Origin of the sequence: Halalkalibacter krulwichiae, from assembly GCF_002109385.1 — a bacterium.
Lineage (GTDB): Bacteria > Bacillota > Bacilli > Bacillales > Bacillaceae_D > Halalkalibacter > Halalkalibacter krulwichiae.
In genome coordinates this window covers 3591722-3609846 of sequence record NZ_CP020814.1, presented here as the reverse complement: position 1 = coordinate 3609846, position 18125 = coordinate 3591722, and the positions used below count along the sequence as shown (strand labels likewise).

Sequence of the window (18125 nt, the reverse complement as noted above, 5' to 3'; positions counted from 1 at the left end):
ATAACCGTGACAATTTCTATAGGAATATCGACTTTAAGAAGGAAATTCACATTATTTTATAGAATTTATTTACTAAAGGAATATATTCCTTCAGAATTGTCTACTATTATACTATCAGAACAGTATTAAAGAAAGAAAGTATACTTGGAAAACAAAGGCAAAGGAAAAAGACGTAAATTTGTCAGTTTTAATGAAAAAATCCTTTTTTTAGGTGATAAAGTATTGCCTTTAAATTCGAGTATTTGGTACTATTAGTTTAATGCTAAACTGAAGTGTACGAATGAGACAAGCTATGTGGAGAGGTGATGGAGATGAACAGAGTATTGAATCAAGAATCTTGTCTAGAAAAAATTGAAGAACTTCGTAAAAAGATGGTAACAGCAGCAGAACAATACGGAATGAGTCATCCTATCGTGCTTCGTTATAGTCAAGAATTAGATCGTGCACATAATAAAATGATTCTACTTGAAGTATCCCCTAATTGGACAAATACATTATCGTATTGAGATAAATCCGCGAGTAGATCTCTTGAGGTTCAAGATGCGAAAGGGTATACTAATCGTAACAGGCGATTAGGAGGGATGACATGATTACTTTAACTGATGCAGCAGTTAGCCAAATTAAAGATATGATGGAAGCAGAAGGAGATTCTAATCTAATGCTTCGTATCGGTGTAAAAGGTGGCGGCTGTAGCGGACTTTCATACGGTATGGGTTTTGATACAGAAAAGCATGAAGAAGACACACTGCTCGATGTAAATGGTCTCTCTGTTTTAATTGATAAAGAAAGTGAACCTATTATTAAAGGGCTTGTAGTGGATTATAAGCAAAACATGATGGGTGGAGGCTTTACAATCGATAATCCAAATGCGATCGCTTCTTGTGGCTGTGGTACTTCATTCCGCACTGCGACAAATGCTGGTACACCAGAGGATTGCTAATCCTTTTTAAATTCAGGCTTATCTAATGATGAAATCATCGTTAGGTAAGTTTTTTTATATGGAAAAGAAAAAAGCCTCTGCATACATATCTTTAGGTTCCGGATAGAGGAGGGTATGAGTGCAGAGGCTTTATCAATTGTCTGGCAGAAGCCAAGATTTTCTAGAACAAGCTAGTACTATGGCCTGGGAAGAGTTTGGCGTTTGGATCGATCGCTGCTTTAGCGTTGTTGACTGCTGTTGGTGCTTCACCGAAGCCAGTTGCGATTAGCTTTACTTTTCCAGGATAAGTACATACGTCACCAGCGGCATAAATGCCTTTTCGGTTTGTTTCCATTTTTGAATTGACAACAATGGAGTTGCGTTCAATTTCTAAACCCCACTCTTTGATTGGGCCAAGGGAAGAAACGAAGCCGAAGTTTACGATGACAGCATCAACATCAATCGTTTTTTCGACGTCGCCTTTAATTTCTTTAATTACAGCCTGTTCGATGACATCCTCGTTTCCAATAAGCTCTTTTATTTCAAATGGAGTAAGAATATTTACTTTTGATTGCTTAAGGAGATCAAGGCTATGTTCATGGGCACGGAATTTGTCTCGGCGATGAATTAATGTTACTTCTTCAGCAATTGGCTCTAGCATAAGTGACCAGTCAACCGCAGAATCGCCTCCTCCACACACAAGAACTTTTTTGCCTGTAAACTCACTTAAATCTTTAATGAAGTAATGTAAATTCTTTCCTTCGTATAAGTCTGCTTTCTCAACTTCTAAACGTCTAGGTTGGAATGCGCCTGCACCTGCGGTTATAATAATCGCTTTTGATAGGTGTGTTTCTTTATCGGTTTTAATTATGTAGGATTCATCTTCTTGTTGCGAGAGCTCTTTTACAGATTGCTCAAGTACAATGGTTGGATTGAATTGTTTTGCTTGTTGTTCAAGGCTGTCGACGAGTTCTTGAGCTTTGACTTTCGGAAAACCGGCTACATCATAGATGTATTTCTCCGGGTACAGGGCAGAGAGTTGTCCGCCTAATTGAGGCATGCTTTCTATGATTTTTACTTTTGCTTGTCTCATTCCAGCATAAAACGCTGCGAATAAGCCTGTTGGGCCACCACCGATAATGGTAATATCGTAGGTTTCAATGTTTGTCATCATGCTCCACCTCCAAATAAAGTCGGGTATAGGTTCATTATAGGCATATCTTCTGGAAAAAGAAAGGTTAGAAAAGCAAAGGTATAATTATATTGGTTTCGTTTACATTAAAAACAAGTAAAACTAATATAATAGAAAATGGTAGTACAAAAAATGAAAAAGACTGTTGAAAAAAAAGTGGAAAAGCCATATCATTAAGGGTGTATTTTGTGACTACTTTCCGAAATTATTTTATGAAATTTTTGTTTCGTCATACCACAGTTCGTGAAATAAATCACAATATCGGGGGAGCTTTTTTTACAAGAGAAAAAAATAAAGAATATGGAAGTGATTGAAAATGAAAAAGCCAAACATCGTGATTCTTGGTGCTGGTTATGCAGGAATGATTACTGCAACTCGTTTATTAAAACAATTAGGTCACAATGATGCTAATATCACTTTAGTGAATAAGCATGATTATCACTATCAAACAACTTGGTTACATGAGCCGGCTGCTGGTACTCTTTCTCCAGAGCGCACTCGTATGCCTATTGCTAGTGTTCTTGACCTAAACAGAATTAAATTTGTTAAAGATATCGTTGTTGAAATCAAACGCGAAGAAAAGAAAGTTGTGCTTGAGAATGGTGAACTTGAGTTTGATTACCTTGTAGTTGGACTAGGTGCGGAAGCGGAAACGTTTGGAGTTCCAGGTGTTCACGAACATGCATTTAGCAAGTGGACTGTTAATGGTGCGCGTGAAGTGAAGGAACATATTGAGTACATGTTTGCAAAATATAACAACACGGCAGAACCACAAGACGAGCTATTGACATTCATCGTTGCTGGTGCAGGCTTCACAGGGATTGAATTTATTGGTGAGCTTTCTGAGCGTCTACCTGAGCTATGTGCTCACTATGATGTGCCACGTGAAAAAGTAAAAATGTACGTAATTGAGGCTGCTCCAACAGCCCTTCCAGGATTTGATCCGGAGTTAGTTGAATATGCAATGAACCTTCTTGAAAGCCGTGGCGTTGAATTTAAAATCAACTGTCCAATTAAAGAAGTGACTGAGTCAGGTGTTACTCTTGCAAGTGGAGATGAAATCAAAGCAGAAACAATCGTTTGGGCAACCGGTGTACGCGGAAGCTCAATCATTGAAAAATCCGGTTTTGAAGCAATGCGTGGACGCATTAAAGTTGATTTAGATTTACGTGCTCCTGGTCATAATGAAATCTTTGTCATCGGAGACTGTGCACTTCTTATTAATGAAGAAATCAATCGTCCATATCCACCGACTGCACAAATTGCGATGCAGATGGCTGAAGTATGTGCTAATAACATCAAAGCTCTTATTAAAGGAGAGTCTTTAAAAACATTCAAGCCAGATATTAAAGGTACAGTAGCTTCACTTGGAGGCAAGGAAGCAATTGGAGTAGTTGGATCGAGAAAATTATTCGGATCTTCAGCAAACTTTATGAAGAAAATGATCGACAACCGTTACCTATTCTTATTAGGCGGCCCAGGACTAGTCCTAAAACGCGGTAAGAACCCAATGTAACAAGGCAATTGAGGCGCACTTCCTCAATGCCGGTTGTAATTGAGGTGCCCTCAATTTTATACGAGAAAAGACAAATGCTACCTGCATTTGTCTTTTTTATTACGTATTAATTTATAAGAAAACATAAATAATATAATGAAAAATATGATTGATTACGCTTACATCAAAAGGTCAGATTATTTTACAGACTTTTAATTATTATATAATTCTGATAATATACTCTTATAAAATGTTGAGGAGTGTTTTGAGATGAATCGTACACTTTTTACAGATCATAAAGAAGAACACTGCCCGTACTGTCATGGGACTGGATATTTTCAGCTTCTCTTAGGTGGAAGTGAAACATGTTATCAGTGTGAGGGGAAAGGGCAAGAACAACCATCTAAATAAGAGCAGTGGAGGCGTATAGAAACAGAAAGTTTTAAACGCCTTTTCTTCGTTCAAAAGAGTATGATTAAAAAATGCCACAAAGATGTCATCCCCGATAGTTGACTAAACATTCGACTGTTCAGTAAACTTAATAAGGATATGGGGGTGCAAGACGTTGAATTTACCACAATTAATTATATCGATGGTATTATTTCTAATTTTGTTTTTTGGAATTGGATTTTTATTAAATATGGTATTACGTTCTACATGGATTATGGCTTTAGCTTATCCAATTATTGTTATATTGATCGTTGATAATGTGGCGTTTTTTGATTATTTCACAGCACCAGTTGCATCGTTTTCATTGCTTGGATCTGAATTGCTAGCTTTGCATTTAGTAGATATTTTAGTATTAGGTTCAGGATTTATAGGTGCAATTGTCGCAGGTGTAGTCATTAAGATGCTACGAGTTAGAGGATACCAAATGTTTTAAGAAAGCTTCCGGATGGGAGCTTTTTTTTTGGTCAGTCATAGTTGCTTTAGTTATTAGTTCTTGGAAAACATAGACGATGTTTTTTTTATTGTTTAAATTTTCCATCAATTAATTTGTATATTTGCATACCTCTCAGGAAATGCTGTTCTCATGAGAGGAGTGAAAATTGTGGTAAACCTGAAAACAATTAGTCGTAGAGTTCTAATGAGCGGCTTATTTGTAATGGCATTATTCACAACGTTTAGTACGTTCTCTGGAGTAAGTGCTGCAGAACTGAAACAATGGGCTTTAAGCAATACCGAATCAAGTTTAAAAGAGCAGCTCTATCCTGTAAAAGATAACAAGTTTAAAGAAAGTTCGTTACAACCGAAATCATTGCCTGTTATTCAATTGGAGGAGCAGTCCAAGTCTCAAGTAGTCGAATCTGAGCCAGTTTCGCTGGAAGAGGCTATTGATTGGTCACAATATCCGTCCCATACTGTTGTGGCTACAGGCTATACCGCTGGGTATGAGTCAACAGGGAAAAATCCTGGGCATCCAGGTTATGGAATTACTTTCTCAGGAGTAGAAGTGAAGCGTGATTTATACTCAACGATAGCAGCTGATCCAAATGTCTATCCAATTGGGACGATATTATTTATTCCTGGATATGGTTATGGCGTTGTGGCAGATACAGGATCTGCTATTAAAGGAAACAAAATTGATCTTTATTATGACACAGTTACCGAAGTATTTAATGAATGGGGCAAACAGGAAGTAGAAGTTTATTTAGTAAAAGAAGGGGACGGAAGCTTAACAGAGGAAGAATTAATAAGCATGAATGAAGATGACGCTGTTCAAGTTTTCCGTAATCAAATGAACCATTAAAAAGAGGAATGACGTGCACGATGCACGTCATTCTTCTTTTTTTATGGTTGCGTCAAGCAATGGATCAAGACCATCATCGTTAGGCATTACATCGGGATGGAGTAACGAGGCAAGCTTCTGTAACCCGAGAAGTAAGCGAGGTGACGGACGACAATAGAGTTCCTCTTCTAGCACATGAACTTGGTTCGTTTGTAATGCTTTTAAATTAGACCAGTTGGGACGCTTCCAAAGGATGTTAGGCTTCACTTTCTTCGTATGAACGCCGACCCATGCTAAACAAACGTGATCAGGGTTATGATCGTAGACATCTTGCCAATCGGTCTGAACACTTGCTAAATCAACATGATCGTAAACGTTGCGCCCGCCGGCTAATTGGCTAATTTCCGTTAACCAGTTTTTAGCCCCAGGAGTGAAAACTGGTTTAGGCCACCATTCCCAGTAGAGGCTTTTTTTTGTTACAAGTTTTGACTTCTCACGGTATGTATAGATAAAGCGATCATACGCTTCGGTAATTTCGAACGCTTCTTGTTCTTTATTTGTTCGTTTCCCAAGGTCCAATAAGTTATCTCTAATATCAGTTAGTGAGTTTGGATTGTAAACAACGTGAGGAATTCCTCTTTTGATTAATTCATCTACATTTTTTTCCATTCCTGGCACACTAAGAGAGGCAATGACTAAGTCAGGTTCCATTGCCTCTAGTTCATCCATTCTAATGGAAAGATCGGGTCCAAGTCTTGGAAGACCATGAACGACCTTGGGCCAATCAGAAAAATCATCGACCGCTATTAATTGTGGTAGAAGGTTTAAATACGCGAGCAATTCTGTGTTGCTCGGGCAAATTGAAACGATTCTCATATTTAGTCTCCTCTCTCTTAAAGTGGGATCAGCCTCTATGTTAATGAACGATCACATGAAGAAGTAATGTGAGGATAATACCAAGTAGAGCACCAAAGAAAACTTCGATGGGTTGATGTCCTAATAATTCTTTCAATTCTTTTCGTTTTTCCGTTTCTTCTTTTTGAGGCCAAGACTTAACTTCTTCAACTAGTTTATTAAAATCAGTGACCAGTTGGTTGAGTACCGTTGCATGATAACCTGCATGACGTCTTACCCCTGTTGCGTCAAACATAACAATAATTCCGAATACAGCTGCAATAGCAAAAACTGATGAATCAAGTCCGAACTCAATGGCAATAGCTGTAGAAACGGCTGTAACAGCGGCGGAATGTGAACTTGGCATTCCTCCTGTACTTGTAAGCAAAGACCATTCTAATTTTCGTGTTGCAATAAATGCGAGAGGAACTTTGACAAATTGAGCAAAGCCAATCGCAAAAAGGGCAGCCCATAAAGGGAAGTTTTGGAAGATTTCCATTGTTGATAAAACGTCCTTTCTAACAAGTAAGAGTATTCTTAAAGGATAAAATGTGAGAAAGTTGAACAACCTTCTTTGTACCTTTTACCTTTTTACTATTAATTAAAACTAAGAAGTAAGATTGCTTTTTAAAACATCAAATGACGCATAAGATTGTCATTTATTATATCATAAATTACCTTCTTTTTTATTAGTGTTCGTTAACGATTGAAATATTATCGGTAGAAATTTCTTTTCGTTACTCGAAATAGTATAGGAAGTATGTATAATAAAAGCATACATACTGATGAGGAGTTGAAATCGAATGTTTACCATTTTAGAGAATTTCGATCTACAAGCAGACCATGATGCCCTTGTGCTGGGTGTATTTCAGAATGAATCTTTACAAGAAGACGTTGTTACACTTAACGAAACTGTTAATGGACAAATTGAAAACATAAAAAGGGCTAAAGGAGAGCTTGAGAAAATGTATACACTCGGCCAAGTGAAGGCGAGTGTTATCTACATTATCGGCCTAGGTGAAAAAAAGGAGTATTCAACGGAAGTATTGCGTGAAAAAATGGCGCTTCTTGGGAAACAAATTAGAACAGACAAAGTAACAAAACTTGGTGTGCTACTAAATAGTTTTGCTGCATCTGATTCAGTTGAATCGATTGACGCAGCGGTATTAGTAGGAGAAGGACTAGCTTTAGGTTTATATGAAGTAGACCATTATAAAGAAAAAACAAATGAAGTTGATGTAGCAATTGAAAATGTAACAATATATGGAAAAGACATAGAAGCACTTATGGAGGCAGTTCATACAGGTTATACGTATGGAATGGGGACAAATCGAGCACGAAAACTAGTCAACATACCTGGAAATTTAATGACACCTACGGATTTAGCTGAAGAAGCGATCGAGCTTGCTAAGCAACATGGATTTGAGTATGAAATACTTGAAAGAGCAGACATGGAAGAGTTAGGAATGGGAGCATTGCTTGCTGTTGCTGCAGGTAGTGATCAACCTCCTAAAATGATCGTATTAACCTACAAGGGGAATGAACAATCGGATGAGTTAATCGGTTTCGTTGGCAAGGGCTTGACCTTTGACTCTGGTGGTATATCGATTAAACCTCGTGAAAACATGCATGAGATGAAGATGGACATGGGAGGAGCTGCCGCGGTTTTAGGAGCAATGGACATCATTGGAACATTGAAACCGAAAACGAATGTTTTAGCAGTAATCCCTTCTTCAGAGAACTTATTAAACGGTTCTGCATTGAAGCCAGGCGATGTCATTCGTTCGCTAAGTGGAAAAACGATCGAAGTACGTAACACCGATGCAGAAGGACGACTCATCCTAGCTGATGGTGTTACTTATGCCAAGCAACTAGGAGTGACATCATTAATTGACGTGGCAACCTTGACTGGTGCTGTGATTATTGCACTAGGTAATTGCACGACAGGAGCGATAACAAACAATGAAGCATTAATGGAGGATGTTCTAGAAGCATCAGCAGAAACGGGAGAATGGATATGGCGCTTACCGAATTATGCACCTTACAAGAACTTGCTCCGCTCGAGCGATGTGGCAGATTTAAATAATGCACCAGGACGTCCAGCTGGAAGCATTACGGCAGGCCTCTTCATCGGAGAATTCGCCGAAGACACCCCTTGGGTTCACCTCGACATCGCCGGCACAGCCTGGCAATCCAAACCCTCAAACCTAGGCCCCCTAGGAGGAACCGGAGCCATGGCAAGAACCCTAGCACAGGTAGTGATTAATAAAGAGGAAGAATAAAAAGGGTGGTTTTCCCTTTTTATTCTTCCTCGAAGCATTGAGCGGAACCGACACAATCTCTTAAGTGTTCTTTGAGCGGTCTTCTCAAAGAACACGCGTGTCGAGAGGAGCCAATGCCAAGCATCAGCGCAAAAAAGGGTGGTTTTCCCTTTTTATTCTTCCTCTATAGTAGTCTTGGGTGTGTCTTGAAAATCAGACACACCCTTTTTTTGCTTAAGTAGTAAGAGAGCGTCTGGATCAGTTCAGCTACGAGACACCTAGTTTTCCTTTCGCTCATTACCCCTTTAATTCGATAAGGAAATATTGGGATTTTTGGAGCATGAATGACCATTCGAGCGTTGAGAAGAGCATTAAGCAAGTTCAGCCATGCCAGTTAGTCTCAGCCTAGTTTTTAAGTTTTCAGACTATTTTAAGCCTGTATATCGTGTTTGAGCTGGGAAAGTCCTTCCAGTATCATATTAAGTATGTAGTTTTTCTAAAGAACTTTGAAAAAATATGAAAGGGGGAGACCATTCATTGAACGTGTTGCGGACGATTGACCGCTGGCTTGTAAAGATCGAAGAACATATCTTAAGTTATTCGATCATATTAATTGCCATCATGGTTGTTGGTAATGTGTTGAGCCGAGCGATAACTGGGTCAAGTTGGGCGTTTTCGCAGGAAGTTAGTAGATTTGCGATTACGGTAGCTACCTTCATGGGAATTAGTTATGCCGCAAGAAAAGGAAGACATATTAGTATGTCGGCTTTTTATGATCTTGCTCCGTTTCCAATAAGGAAAGCTCTTGCTATTTTTATTCCCGTAATTACTGCTATTGTTCTTTTCATTATGTCTATATTTGCTTATCAATATTTCATGTCACTAGTATCCTCCGGACGAGTTACAACTGCGATGCAAGTACCGGCTTATTTATTTGCTGTATTTGTTCCAATTGGTTTCGTGCTCGGTGGTATACAATTCTTGCGAAACATGTGGGTGAATATAAGAGAAAAAGAAGTTTATTTGGCTCAGGATAAAAAAGATTATTCATAGCAACCAAATAAGGGAAAAAATAATAGACTGCGAGGAATTTAAGAATGATAGCAACGATGTTAATTGTCATGATTGTGTTGCTTGTAATGGGATTTCCAATGATGGTCCCCATGATGGCTGCTTCAATCGTATTACTCTTCTTTTTACCTAATGTGAACTCGATGTTTGTAGTTCAACAGATGATGGAGGGGATTTCCTCTTATGTTCTACTAGCGGTTCCGCTGTTTATCTTTGCAGCAGACATTATGTCTACGGGAAAAACATCGCAACGGCTATTAGATTTTGTTGGAGCGTTTATTGGTCATTTACGTGGAGGGTATGCGATTACGACAGCAGCTGCATGTACATTATTTGGGTCGATCTCAGGATCAACTCAAGCGACAGTTGTAGCGATTGGTACACCAATGCGTAAGCGTCTCTTGTCAGTTGGCTATAAGGATTCGAGTGCAATTGCGTTAATTATTAACGCTAGTGACATTGCCTTACTCATTCCTCCAAGTATCGGAATGATTATTTACGGACTTGCTGCACCTAGTGTGTCGGTTGGTGATTTATTTATTGCTGGTATTGGCCCGGGGTTACTTATTTTCTTCATGTTTGCCATTTATAGTTACATACATGCGAAAATTTACAACATCCCTTTAGCAGAGAAGTACAGCTGGAAAAAAAGAAGACAAGTTACGGTTAAAGCCTTATTGCCCTTAGGATTTCCGGTGATCATTGTCGGAGGTATATATTTCGGAATATTCAGTCCGACGGAAGCTGCAGGTATTTCTGTGCTTTATGCATTAATTCTAGAACTAGTAATCTTTCGAACCATTAAACTACCAGACATTCCGAGAATTGCATTATCGACCGGTCTTGTGACATCGGCGGTCTTTATTCTTGTTGCTGCCGGTCAAGCTTTCTCATGGCTTATCTCATACGCAAGGATACCAAGAGCGCTAACGGAATCGGTACTGGGAACGGATCCAACAGCTCTTCAAGTTTTAATTATTGTGGCGATTTTCTTTTTTATCGGATGTATGTTTATTGATCCAATCGTCGTTATTTTAATCTTAACACCGATTTTCTATCCAGTAGCGATAGCGGCAGGTGTTGATCCGATTCATTTAGGGGTTGTCATCGTATTCCAAGCTGCTTTAGGATCGGCCACACCGCCATTTGGAGTAGATATTTTTACCGCCAGTGCGGTGTTTAACAAATCGTATTTAGATGTTATTAAAGGAACACCGCCCTATATTATTATGCTACTAATCGCATCGGTCTTAATTATACTATTTGAAGAAATTTCACTGTTTTTATTGTAGTGAAACTTTCTTATTAATAGATTTTACTATTACAGGGGGTATTTGATGTTTTTTAAAAAAAGAAGCTGGAAATCATTTGCTGTAGCAGGAGCACTGACATTAGCCTTGGCTGCATGTGGGAGTGAAAGTGCAGGAACAGATGGAGAAACAACCTATGATTGGAGATTTGCAACAGAGGAGGAGCCAGGTCAAGTTCAGTATGAATACGCGAAAGAATTCGCAGACCTTATTCATGAAAAATCAGATGGACAAATTAACATCGATGTTTATGGGTTTGGAGAGCTTCCAGGTAGTGAAGTCGATCAGGTTGAGCAGCTTCAAGATGGATTATTGGAATTTGCGATTGTTTCACCAGGATTCACTGGTGGGATGGTAGCGGAAGGTCAAGTATTTGCTCTTCAATTCCTTTTCCCTGATGACCAAGAAAAAACACAAGAAATCTTAAATACAAGTGAAGCGTTGAATACACAGCTAGCTGGTATGTATGAAGCACATGATATTAAACCACTTGCATTCTTTACAGAAGGAGCAATGCAGTGGACAGGAAACCGTGAGTTGCGCACACCTGAAGATTTCCGAGGGTTTAAAATGCGTACTCAAGAGTCACCATTAATTATGGAATCGTATCGTGCCTATGGGGCTGATCCATCGCCTTTAAGTTGGTCTGAGCTTTACACGTCACTTGACCGTGGAGTAGTAGATGGCCAAGAAAACCCAATCTTCTTTATTGAAGATGCATCATTCCATGAAGTACAAGATCATATGACAATCTCAAATCATAACAATTATGTTGCGATGACAACTGTAAATCCAACTTTTTATAATGAATTACCAGAAGACGTCCGTGCATTAATTGATGAGACAGTAGAGGAAATGCAACCACGAGTTTTCGAAATGCAGAAGGAAATGAACGAAAGCTACCTTGACCTTATCAAAAATGACACAGATAACCCAACAGAAGTGATTGAATTGACAGAAGAAGAGCGCGAAGCATTCCGTGAACTTGCGGTGCCAATTCGTGACTTCTTCCGTGATGAAGTTGTTGGTGATGAAGGGCGTGAAATGTTAGAACTACTTGAGCAAGAAATTGCTGCACATGAATAAAGGTAAGGGAGAAAAAGCTAGAGCATAATCATTATGCTCTAGCTTTTTTCTTTCGAAATAGGCATTCACCTATTGAATTGACATAGTGTATTAGTGTACTATGTACTTAATACACTAATACAGTGAATGTAGGAGGTTAGATGATGAGTGCATGGATTAGTTTAATGAAAAAGGAATTACGACTTGGTTTATCTGCTTTTCTTGTCCCAATCATAGCATTTCTTGTTGTAATCGGAATTGCAAGCTATCTAGGGTCTAGAAATGGATTTGGTTGGGAAGCAGTAGTGTTTGTTGCAATGTTTGCAACAGGAATTCAAGTATTCTATATGATTTACTACTTGCTTTATAGTTTACAAACAGAAAGGAAAGTCCTTCATTTATGGTTACACAGTCCGATGCCAGGTTATGGTCTTCTCTCAGCAAAATTAGTGTCTGCATTAGCTTATATGCTCTTTACTTGTTTCATTACCGGTACAACGTTATTTATTGCAGTTAATCAATCGGTAAGCATTTCTGAACAGTTGCAATTCGTTAATATTGCCGAGATAGGAATGTTCGGTGGTCTCCACTTGATTTTGCTTGCTGTTCATTTTGCAATTGTTTTTATGTTCTTTTGGATCATCTTTTTAGTTCTGAATCGAAATCTAGGATCTTTTGTCAGTTTTCTTTCGACGTTTGTTATTTTCATCATTGCGACGACTCTCTATAGCGCTTTTACAGAGACGGGACTTTATGCTTGGTTGACACAATGGGGAGAGTTACATTTTTCAGGAATCACTGAAAGTATTAACATAACAACTAACTTCGAAACTGGAACTGAAGTCATACAAGAGGCTGGTTACATTTCTCTTTATTTAGGTTTTTATTTCTTTGAAGCAGTTGTAGCCATTTTACTGTTCTTAGGAGCTTGGTGGCTCCTTGATCGCAAAGTTGAGGTGTAAATAATGTCAGAGCAGTTTCATTCATCACAGCCTATTTATAGCCAATTAGCAGAGCGGATTAAAAAGCAGATCTTACGTAAGGAATTAATGCCAGGAGATAAACTTCCATCAGTCCGCGAAATGGGAATACAAGCAAGTGTGAATCCAAATACAGTTCAACGAACATATCGTGAATTAGAAGGGATGAAGATCGTGGAGACAAGACGTGGCCAAGGTACGTTTGTAACAGAAACGGAAGAGATCCTTACGTTAATGAGAGAGCAAATGAAGGAAGAGGAAATATCAGCTTTTGTGAGTGCTATGCATGAAATGGGTTATTCGAACAAAGAAATTCAAACAGGTCTTCTCGCATTTTTAGAGACGGTAGAGGAGGGAAAAAGATGATTATATTTGATCGTGTGATAAAGAGATTTATGAGTAAGACTGCTTTAAAGGAAGTTGATTTAAAGTTAACAACGGGGAAAATCATTGGCCTTATTGGTGAGAATGGTAGTGGAAAATCAACAACGCTCAAGTTAATAGCTGGTCTCACTCATCCTACAAAGGGAATCGTTACCGTTAACGGAACGAAAGCTAACCGATTAGCGAATCAAGTTTCTTATCTATCTGAACTTGATGCTTTTTACGGGTTTTACAATGTAGGGCAAACAATTGATTTCTATGCGACGCAATTTGCGGACTTTAAATTGGAAAAAGCAGAACAAATAAGAGAGTTTATGAAACTAGATCGTAACGCAAAGTTAAAACAATTGTCTAAAGGAAATCGAGGTCGCTTGAAAATAGTGTTAACACTAGCACGGGAAGTACCTGTTCTATTGATGGATGAACCACTGTCTGGTCTTGACCCGATGGTCCGCGAATCAATCGTAAGAGGTTTGATCTCCTTTATTGATTTAGAGAAGCAAGTTGTTTTGATTGCCACGCATGAAATCAAAGAAATCGAGGCGATACTTGATGAAGTCATTTTAATAAAGGATGGAAAGATTGTAGGTCATCGTGACGTTGAACAATTACGAAGTGAGGAGAATGTAGGGATTGTCGAATGGATGACAAGTATATATCAATAAATTTCAAGGCCGCTGAAAGAGGTACGTGTTTTTTCCTTTTTCGGTGGCTTTTTTATGTTGAAATGCTCGTTCAAAGATCATAGGTTGCCGTAAAACTCTTTACTCTACTAAAGATTGCCATTGACAACTATCCTACTATAATGCTACGTTAGTTTAGTACTTTATCATATTAGTAATTTAGCAAGTTAAAGGATTTGGAGTTGGTCGTTGTGAATGCAGTATTAGTAGCAGTTCTTGTAATGTTAATTTTAAGTTTAGTTCGTGTTCACGTCGTACTAGCGCTCGCAGTTGGGGCATTAGTGGGAGGTTTGCTAGGAGGACTAGGCTTTGATCAAACGGTTACTGTTTTTAGTAATGGACTAGGTGGCAGTGCGACCGTAGCGTTGAGTTATGCACTTCTTGGAGCGTTTGCTGTTGCAATTGCGCGGACAGGTTTGCCGGAAGTCATGGTGAATTGGGTAATTAAACTAGTTGGGAGAAATGAAGATTCAAGGAAAAAGGCATTATCAAAAGCGCTTATTTTCTTTTTATTAGCTCTTGTATCTTGTTTCTCACAAAATGTTGTACCAATACATATCGCTTTTATACCGATCTTAATCCCGCCTATTTTAAAAATTTTAAATGAACTAGGCGTTGATCGTCGGGCGATTGCAACAATATTAACATTTGGTTTGACAGCACCTTATATTTTCTTACCTTACGGATTTGGAGCGATTTTCCATGGGATTATCGCAGATAACATGGAGCAAAACGGACTTGCTGTTGAATTGGCTTCCATTCCTAAGGCGATGGCTTTGCCAACAATCGGACTCGTTCTAGGATTGTTAATTGCCGTATTCTTTACGTATCGAAAAAATCGTACGTATGAAGATCGTGACATTATAGGGGGATCTTCTGAAAAGCAAAGCTATACGAATCGCACGATTTTGGTAGCTGTTGTTTCTATTGTGGCGACGTTGGTTGTCCAAACGTTATCTGATTCGATGATTATTGCCGCTTTGGCAGGGTTAATTGTCTTAATTGGAAGTGGGGCTCTTAAATGGCAAGAGGCAGATAATGTTGTCACAGAGGGAATGAAAATGATGGCGTTTATTTCCTTTGTAATGCTAACTGCATCGGGGTTTGCAGCGGTTATTCGTGAAACAGGTCATGTCGACTTACTTGTTACACAAACATCTAATATTGTTGGCGACAGCAAAGCAGCAGCTGCTTTATTAATGCTTGTGATAGGCTTGTTTATCACGATGGGAATTGGTTCATCTTTTGCGACAATCCCTATTATTGCAACCCTTTTTGTTCCGCTAGGTATGGCAGCTGGTTTTTCACCACTGGCAATCATTGCACTTATTGGAACAGCTGGTGCGTTAGGAGATGCAGGTGCGCCGGCATCAGATAGTACGTTAGGTCCATCTGCTGGATTAAATGCTGACGGACAGCATAATCATATATGGGATACCTGTGTCCCAACGTTTTTACACTTTAACATTCCATTATTTATTTTCGGCTGGATGGCTGCGATGTTTTTATAAAAAAGTATCGTAAGAAGTTGAAAAATCCGAACGTAGTTGATGCATAGCATACGATCCGGAAATGTACTTCGCTTACTGCGGGCGGCTGGTGAGCTTCTTCTACTTTAATGAAATAAATAGGGCGTCCCAAAAGATCTGCTTTTGACCTTTTGGGACGCCCTAATCTTTTAAGCAATTTGTTTAGGAGAGTGTTGGCTTCTTCTGACGGTACTGTAAATTCTAACTGAGAGTACTGAGGCAAAAATCGTTAATATTATATCTTTTACAAGAGGTGCTGCCATCCAAGACCAAACGATGGTGTAGCTAACAGCCTCTAAATTTGCGAGTACTTGAAAGGCAAAATACATATAATGAGTACCAAGAACGTAATTAATAATGAGACCGGCAAAACAAGCGAGTAAGAAAGTTGCTAATTTCTTTTCTTTGCTTTTTTCAATAATAAGACCTGTCACATAAGAAACAAGTATATAAGAGAGCAAAAAGCCAAAAGTAGGACTGACCAATGTTCTAAGGCCACCAGAGAACTGGGCGAAAACTGGGAAACCAACAAGTCCAACTAAGAGGTAGACGGTCATGGCTAATGCTCCTAAACGACGCCCTAGTAAAGCACCAGCTAGAATGGAAAATAGAGTTTGTAGCGTAATCGGTACAGAGCCTATTACTAAAAATGATGTTACATTAGCCCCAATTGCCATTAGTGCTGCAAACATAGCAACAAGTACCAAATCAGTCGTTCGTATTTTAGATTTCAATTTGTTCACCTCGTGATAGTTATTAGTTAACATTAGAATAATCAGGAATAGACTTACTGTCAACATAATTTTTAATTAGGTTAACGAAATAGCTTCTGTTGTACATTGAATTCATAATCGAGTTATAATGGAATATACATGAGTGATAGCATAAAGGAGGTATGGAGATGGTTGAACGTCCCGCGGGCTTTTGGATTAGACTTGCAGCCAATATCCTTGATGGGTTGCTGATTTCAGGAACCGTTTTTATTTTAGGAGCAATGATAGGGTTTGATGGTACAACTAGAGACGGCGTCGATGGACTCTTAAATTTACTATATGGTTTGCTTTTACCTGTATTTTGGTATGGGTATACGGTTGGGAAAAGACTTTGTGGTATACGTATTGTAATGTTGGATGGATCAAATCCAGGTATTGGAGCGATGTTACTAAGAGTTGTTGTTGCAGGCTTTGTGTATCTCATTACACTTGGAATTGCTGTCATTGTCAGTGCGTTTATGGTGGCATTTAGAAAAGATAAACGTAGTATCCACGACATGTTAGCAAAAACATATGTTACGTATCAAAAGCCAGAAGAGATTAATCCTTATCAAGAAGCGTAGAAAAAACCTGATTCCTAGTCAGAAAGAAGTGACGATGGAATCAGGTTTTTTATATTGATTATTTTACAGATTCTTTTAATTGTTTTCCTGCTTTAAATGCAGGGGTCTTTGTAGCGGCGATATCAATTTCTTCACCGGTTTGTGGGTTACGCCCTTTTCTAGCGGCACGTTCTCGGACTTCAAAGTTACCAAAACCAATCAATTGAACAGTTTCCCCTTTAGCTAATGATTCTTCAATTAGATCGAAAACTGCATTGACAGCATTTCCGGCATCTTTTTTTGTCAGCTGTGTCCGTTCAGCTACTGCTTGCACTAGTTCCGTTTTGTTCATCCCTGTCATCTCCTCAATTAAATTAGTTAACAGTGTTAACCGTACATTCTGCTACCATCATCTCCAAAAAGTAGGGTTTTATACATTTCTAAGAGAGAATCTTTTCCTTTTTGATGTGTTGATGCATGGCAGCGTTGATTTGCCCCCAATAACGAGAATAAGTCCTGTTAGAAAGAACCAAAGCATTAAGATGATAACGCCGCCGAGGCTTCCATATGTAGCAGTGTAGTTACTGAAATTGCTAACATATGTAGAGAAAATAACGGAAATAATTTGCCAACCAACAGTAGCAACGATTGCCCCAAGTATAACCTGTTTAAAAGATAGCTTTACATTTGGGGCGATTTTATAAAGTACCATTAGAACAAAGGTCATTAAGCCAATGCCGATAATCCAGCGCAATGTATTTAATATGTTTGCAGTCTCGTGCGGCAGGAAAAAGTACGTTTCGAACAATTCAATAATGACATGTCCAAAAACAGGCAACAATAACGTGACAACGATGACGATAATCATTGAAATCGTTAAGAGGATGGACATGAAACGTAACTTGATAAAATTCCGTGTTTCTTCAGTGTTATACGAGCGGTTAACTGCCCGTATAAGAGCGTTCATCCCATTCGAAGCAGACCAAAGTGTTGCAATTACACCAAAAGAGACAAGGCCTCCTTGCGGTTCTGAAATGACTTCTAACACTGTCGTTCCTAATACATTGGCGAGTCCTTCAGGAACATAGTCATGAATAAAAGAATAAACAGTATCCAAATCAAAGCGGAAGTAGGGCACTAATGCCAATATGAAAATCAATAATGGGAAAATAGAGAGCATAAAATAATAGGCAAGTGTTGCGGCCCAGTCCAATACTGGATCCGTCTTCAACTTAGTGAAGAGTATTTTCATAAATGAGTAATTGTTCATGGCATCCTCCTTATAAAGACTCTTTCCT

The 18125-nt window shown here is 38.8% G+C and carries 21 protein-coding genes; 15 read left to right on the top strand and 6 right to left on the bottom strand.

Annotated elements, in window-relative coordinates; translation table 11 throughout:
• Nucleotides 1–311: 311 nt before the first annotated feature.
• A complete protein-coding gene (locus BkAM31D_RS18210) occupies nt 312–506 on the top strand; it encodes an aspartyl-phosphate phosphatase Spo0E family protein (RefSeq protein WP_066156917.1) in 195 nt (64 codons plus the stop codon).
• Between the two features lie 80 nt (nt 507–586).
• Entirely contained in the window at nt 587–940 is a 354-nt protein-coding gene (locus BkAM31D_RS18205; RefSeq protein WP_066156445.1) for a HesB/IscA family protein, read from the top strand.
• A 160-nt stretch (nt 941–1100) separates the two neighbouring features.
• Here BkAM31D_RS18205 and BkAM31D_RS18200 read toward each other — a convergent pair whose 3' ends face one another.
• Entirely contained in the window at nt 1101–2093 is a 993-nt protein-coding gene (locus BkAM31D_RS18200; RefSeq protein WP_066156442.1) for an NAD(P)/FAD-dependent oxidoreductase, read from the bottom strand.
• Between the two features lie 334 nt (nt 2094–2427).
• Between BkAM31D_RS18200 and BkAM31D_RS18195 the strand changes: the two genes are divergently transcribed.
• The 4 genes from BkAM31D_RS18195 (at nt 2428) to spsC (ending at nt 5356) form a co-directional block, all read left to right on the top strand.
• Nucleotides 2428–3627, top strand: coding sequence for an NAD(P)/FAD-dependent oxidoreductase (locus BkAM31D_RS18195; RefSeq protein ID WP_066156439.1), 1200 nt, complete (start codon nt 2428–2430; stop codon nt 3625–3627).
• Nucleotides 3628–3876: 249 nt separating this feature from the next.
• Nucleotides 3877–4017 (top strand): YuiA family protein, encoded by a 141-nt coding sequence (locus BkAM31D_RS23995; protein WP_169801128.1) that lies wholly within the window; start codon nt 3877–3879, stop codon nt 4015–4017.
• A gap of 154 nt (nt 4018–4171) precedes the next feature.
• Nucleotides 4172–4489, top strand: coding sequence for a YuiB family protein (locus BkAM31D_RS18190; RefSeq protein WP_174521921.1), 318 nt, complete (start codon nt 4172–4174; stop codon nt 4487–4489).
• A 168-nt stretch (nt 4490–4657) separates the two neighbouring features.
• Entirely contained in the window at nt 4658–5356 is a 699-nt protein-coding gene (spsC, locus tag BkAM31D_RS18185) for a stationary phase survival protein SpsC (protein WP_276565218.1), read from the top strand.
• A gap of 27 nt (nt 5357–5383) precedes the next feature.
• On the opposite strand, the gene BkAM31D_RS18180 is transcribed toward spsC, so the two are convergent.
• The gene (locus tag BkAM31D_RS18180) at nt 5384–6211 is read right to left on the bottom strand and encodes a cobalamin-binding protein (RefSeq protein WP_066156433.1); all 828 of its coding nucleotides are present in this window, start codon (nt 6209–6211) and stop codon (nt 5384–5386) included.
• A 40-nt stretch (nt 6212–6251) separates the two neighbouring features.
• Nucleotides 6252–6728 (bottom strand): divergent PAP2 family protein, encoded by a 477-nt coding sequence (locus tag BkAM31D_RS18175; protein ID WP_066156430.1) that lies wholly within the window; start codon nt 6726–6728, stop codon nt 6252–6254.
• A gap of 304 nt (nt 6729–7032) precedes the next feature.
• On the opposite strand from BkAM31D_RS18175, the gene BkAM31D_RS18170 reads away from it, so the two are divergent.
• The 8 genes from BkAM31D_RS18170 to BkAM31D_RS18135 all read left to right on the top strand — a co-directional run bounded on the left by BkAM31D_RS18170 (nt 7033) and on the right by BkAM31D_RS18135 (nt 15494).
• Nucleotides 7033–8511, top strand: a complete 1479-nt coding sequence (locus tag BkAM31D_RS18170) for a leucyl aminopeptidase (protein WP_066156427.1) — start codon at nt 7033–7035, stop codon at nt 8509–8511.
• Nucleotides 8512–9027: 516 nt separating this feature from the next.
• The gene (locus BkAM31D_RS18165; protein WP_084372290.1) at nt 9028–9543 is read left to right on the top strand and encodes a TRAP transporter small permease; all 516 of its coding nucleotides are present in this window, start codon (nt 9028–9030) and stop codon (nt 9541–9543) included.
• A gap of 44 nt (nt 9544–9587) precedes the next feature.
• Nucleotides 9588–10853, top strand: a complete 1266-nt coding sequence (locus tag BkAM31D_RS18160) for a TRAP transporter large permease (protein ID WP_066156421.1) — start codon at nt 9588–9590, stop codon at nt 10851–10853.
• Nucleotides 10854–10898: 45 nt separating this feature from the next.
• Nucleotides 10899–11957 carry a DctP family TRAP transporter solute-binding subunit gene (locus BkAM31D_RS18155; protein ID WP_066156418.1) on the top strand — a complete coding sequence of 353 codons (1059 nt, stop codon included), beginning with the start codon at nt 10899–10901 and terminating at the stop codon, nt 11955–11957.
• Nucleotides 11958–12097: 140 nt separating this feature from the next.
• Entirely contained in the window at nt 12098–12898 is an 801-nt protein-coding gene (locus BkAM31D_RS18150) for a hypothetical protein (RefSeq protein ID WP_157076851.1), read from the top strand.
• 3 nt (nt 12899–12901) lie between these two features.
• Nucleotides 12902–13282, top strand: a complete 381-nt coding sequence (locus BkAM31D_RS18145) for a GntR family transcriptional regulator (protein WP_066156410.1) — start codon at nt 12902–12904, stop codon at nt 13280–13282.
• Nucleotides 13279–13965, top strand: a complete 687-nt coding sequence (locus BkAM31D_RS18140; RefSeq protein WP_066156407.1) for an ATP-binding cassette domain-containing protein — start codon at nt 13279–13281, stop codon at nt 13963–13965. Before BkAM31D_RS18145 ends, BkAM31D_RS18140 begins: the two co-directional genes overlap by 4 nt.
• Nucleotides 13966–14174: 209 nt before the next feature.
• Nucleotides 14175–15494, top strand: coding sequence for a Na+/H+ antiporter family protein (locus BkAM31D_RS18135; protein ID WP_066156405.1), 1320 nt, complete (start codon nt 14175–14177; stop codon nt 15492–15494).
• A gap of 167 nt (nt 15495–15661) precedes the next feature.
• Here BkAM31D_RS18135 and BkAM31D_RS18130 read toward each other — a convergent pair whose 3' ends face one another.
• Nucleotides 15662–16279, bottom strand: coding sequence for a biotin transporter BioY (locus BkAM31D_RS18130; RefSeq protein ID WP_157076850.1), 618 nt, complete (start codon nt 16277–16279; stop codon nt 15662–15664).
• A 128-nt stretch (nt 16280–16407) separates the two neighbouring features.
• On the opposite strand from BkAM31D_RS18130, the gene BkAM31D_RS18125 reads away from it, so the two are divergent.
• Nucleotides 16408–16848: an RDD family protein gene (locus tag BkAM31D_RS18125; RefSeq protein WP_066156402.1), complete on the top strand. Its 441-nt coding sequence runs from the start codon at nt 16408–16410 to the stop codon at nt 16846–16848.
• Nucleotides 16849–16906: 58 nt separating this feature from the next.
• On the opposite strand, the gene hbs is transcribed toward BkAM31D_RS18125, so the two are convergent.
• Together hbs and BkAM31D_RS18115 are read right to left on the bottom strand one after the other, a co-directional pair.
• Nucleotides 16907–17179: a non-specific DNA-binding protein Hbs gene (gene hbs / locus BkAM31D_RS18120; RefSeq protein ID WP_066156399.1), complete on the bottom strand. Its 273-nt coding sequence runs from the start codon at nt 17177–17179 to the stop codon at nt 16907–16909.
• Between the two features lie 78 nt (nt 17180–17257).
• On the bottom strand, nt 17258–18097 hold the full coding sequence (locus BkAM31D_RS18115; RefSeq protein WP_085449820.1) for a YihY/virulence factor BrkB family protein: 840 nt from the start codon (nt 18095–18097) through the stop codon (nt 17258–17260).
• Between the last annotated feature and the right edge of the window lie 28 nt (nt 18098–18125).